3 protein-coding genes are annotated in these 2936 nt (G+C 75.1%); all 3 read right to left on the minus strand.

Annotation, left to right across the window (positions count from 1 at the left end; translation table 11 throughout):
* Positions 1 to 954, minus strand: a 954-nt coding sequence (locus EAO70_RS07890; RefSeq protein WP_148002293.1) for a lysylphosphatidylglycerol synthase domain-containing protein, incomplete at its 3' end; no start/stop codon positions are given.
* On the minus strand, positions 951 to 1793 hold the full coding sequence (locus EAO70_RS07895; RefSeq protein ID WP_261992742.1) for a UbiA prenyltransferase family protein: 843 nt from the start codon (positions 1791 to 1793) through the stop codon (positions 951 to 953). The genes EAO70_RS07895 and EAO70_RS07890, both read right to left, overlap by 4 nt.
* On the minus strand, positions 1688 to 2908 hold the full coding sequence (locus EAO70_RS07900) for a glycosyltransferase family 2 protein (RefSeq protein WP_261992741.1): 1221 nt from the start codon (positions 2906 to 2908) through the stop codon (positions 1688 to 1690). Before EAO70_RS07900 ends, EAO70_RS07895 begins: the two co-directional genes overlap by 106 nt.
* Positions 2909 to 2936: the final 28 nt, after the last annotated feature.

The raw sequence follows: 2936 nt of genomic DNA on the forward strand, positions 1-2936 counted from the left end.
GGGGAGGGTCAGCAGGAGCGCGGCGCCTCCGACGAGGACCTCGCTGAGGGTGCAGACCACCCGGCTGGCGACGGCGGCGGCGGTCGCCTCCTGCCAGGGCAGTACGGCGGTGAGCGCCAGGAGCAGCAGGGCCTCGCGGGCCCCCCAGCCGTCCGGCAGCACCACCACGAGGCTGGCGGCGGCGGTGGCCAGGGCGAAGCCGCCCACGCAGACCGGCAGCGCGGTCAGCGGCGGGGCGCCGAGCATCACGGCCAGCGCCCACAGGTGCAGTCCGCCGACCGCCCAGGAAGCGGTGGCCGAGGCCATGGCCCGCCGCATGCCCCGGTCGCTCGCCCGGACGCCGGGCGCCGGACGCCGGGCGAGCCGGGCGGCGGCCGCGGCCAGCTGGTGCAGCAGTCCGGGACGTACGGCCCAGGCGACGGTGACCGCGCCCGGCAGGACGAGCCACCAGGCCTCGGCGCCGATCGTCCAGGGCGCGGCGAGCGGGCCGACGGCGAGACCGGTGAGGACGGCCACGATCAGGTTCAGCAGGAAGACGGCGAGCACGACCGGCCCGGACACCCCCGCCGCGCCGCCCATCCGCAGCTGGGCGAGGACGCCCCAGACGGCCCCCGGCACGTACTTGCCGAGGTAGGAGGTGAAGTAGATCCGGGTCGCGGTCCGCCCCGGGATCCCGGGGCCGAGGTCGGCGAGGAGGGTCCGCCAGGTGGCCATCGAGAACAGCACCGCGACGGCGTTGGCGGCGAGGGCCGCGAGGAGGTACGGGACGGAGTCGGGCCGCAGGACGAGAGCGGCCAGTTCGCCGGCCCGGTCGTACAGGGCGAAGCCGATGCCGGTGACCACGGCGACCGGGAAGAGGACGGGGAGGGCCCGGCGGAGCCGGCCGCGCGGGGCCGGGGGAGCCCCGGCCGGGTCGGTGGGCGCGGACGCCGGCGCGGTGGTCGTCGCCGTCATGAGCCGAGGTGGCTCAGCGGCCACGCGCCGGCCAGCAGCGCCGACCAGAGCAGGGCGTTGGTGACGGTCATGCGGTCGCTGAACAGCGCCCGCGAGGGGTTGCCGCCTCCCGCGTCGACCACGAGCAGTTGCAGGTAGCGGGCGAGGCCGAAGAGCGCGAACGGGGCGGTGAGCACCGCGACCAGCGGCGCGTGCGGGCCGAAGACCGGGCTGGCCTGCACCTGGAGGACGTAGCTGACCGCCGTGAGCACCGCGGTGAAGGCGAGCAGCTGGTCGAGAAAGCCGAGGGTGTAGCCGCGCAGCGCGGGCCGGTGGAGCACCCCGCCGACCGCCATCTCGTGGCGCCGCTTGCCCAGGATCAGCAGCAGGCAGAGGGAGAAGACGCAGAGGGTGAGCCAGCTCGGCACCGGGTTGCCCGAGGCCAGGCAGCCCTGGGCAAGCCGGAGGACGAAGCCGAGGGCGACGATGAAGACGTCGAGCAGCGGGACGTGCTTGAGCCCCTTGCTGTAGGCGGCGTTGAGGGCCACGTACGCGGCGACCGGCCACCAGTCGACGAGCGAGGCCGTCCCGGTGAGGGCGGTGAGGGCGATCGTCGCCGCGAGGAGGACGGCGAGGGCGGCGGCGAAGGTGACGGCGGTGCCGACGCCGATCCGTCCGGCGGCGATGGGCCGGTGCCGCTTCTCCGGGTGGCGGCGGTCCCGGTCCCGGTCGCCGAGGTCGTTGACCAGGTAGATCAGCGCGGAGGCGAGGGTGAAGACGCCGATCGCGGCCAGGGCCCCGACGAGCGCGGCGCCGTCGAGCCGGGGTGCGCCGAGCAGGCCGAGGGGGACGACGACCAGGTTCTTCGTCCACTGTCCCGGGCGGACGAGGGAGGTGAGGTCGGCGAGCCGACTGGGAGGGCGGGAGGCCGGCGGACGGGCCGGCGGCGCCTGTGGGCCGGGGCGGCTTCTTCGGGGCGGTCCTCCCTGCGGCGGACGCTGGGTCCGAAGTCCGGCTCCGTGAGCCAGCGGACGGTGCCGCGGGCGGCGCCGAGCACGATCGCCTGGTGCAGGACGAAGTGGACGGCGGTGAAGTAGAGGAGGAAGCCGGGGCCCCGGGTCCGCAGCGCGAACCGGCTCAGACCCGGATCGGCGCAGGCGAAGACCAGCGCGCACAGGGCGGGGACGAGGAGCAGCCAGGGGCTGAGCAGGCCGAGGAGGAGCGTGGGCAGGGTCAGCGCGGCGGCGAGGACGCCGAGCGGCCGGTTGGCGGTGAGCCCGCCCTCCCGCAGCTGGCCGACGGCCGCGATGAGCAGCTGGGAGCGCCGGTACTGCTCCCGGAGCATCGCCCCGAGCCGGTCGACGTCGTCGTGCCGGCCGCGGATCGCCTCCGTCATCACGATCCGGTGGGTGCGGACGAGCCGGCCGCTGTACTCGACGTCCTCCGAGTCGCGGAGGTTCTCGTCGAAGGGTCCGGTCGCCTCGAAGACCTCCTTGCGGATCGCGCCGAGCGCGAAGAACGCGGTGCGGACCTCGCCGACGGCGCGGCGGCGCCAGAAGTGGGCGTGCAGGGCGTGGTAGCGCTCCACGGGGCCGTCGTCGAAGAGCGGTTCGGGGTCGAGCACGCCGTGGACGCAGCCGAGACCGGGGTCGTCCCGGAGCAGGTCGGCGGCGTTCGCGAGGGCTTCGGGGTGGAGGGCCGTGTCCGAGTCGAGGAAGAAGAGGATCTCGCCCCGGGCGGCGGCGGTGCCGAGGTTCCGGGCGGCGGACACTCCGCTGTTGTGGGGGTTGGCGATCAGGACGACGCCGAACTCCCGGGCGATGTCCCGGGACCTGTCGGTGCTCGCGTCGTCGACCACGATGACGTCGAGCGGGGCGTGGGTCTGGGCGAAGACCGAGGTCAGGCAGGCGTGCAGGGTCTTCTCGTAGTTGTAGTTGGGGATGACGACGGACACGCTGGGACGAGCCCTGGGCATGGGGGTTCCTTGGGAGGGCGGTCGGGGG

This window comes from Streptomyces sp. adm13(2018), assembly GCF_008042145.1.
In the GTDB taxonomy this organism is placed as follows: domain Bacteria; phylum Actinomycetota; class Actinomycetes; order Streptomycetales; family Streptomycetaceae; genus Streptomyces.

Bases quoted from the DNA above. Each gene is read 5' to 3' on its own strand.
- EAO70_RS07900 (WP_261992741.1), bottom strand. From the start codon at position 2,908: ATGCCCAGGGCTCGTCCCAGCGTGTCCGTCGTCATCCCCAACTACAAC.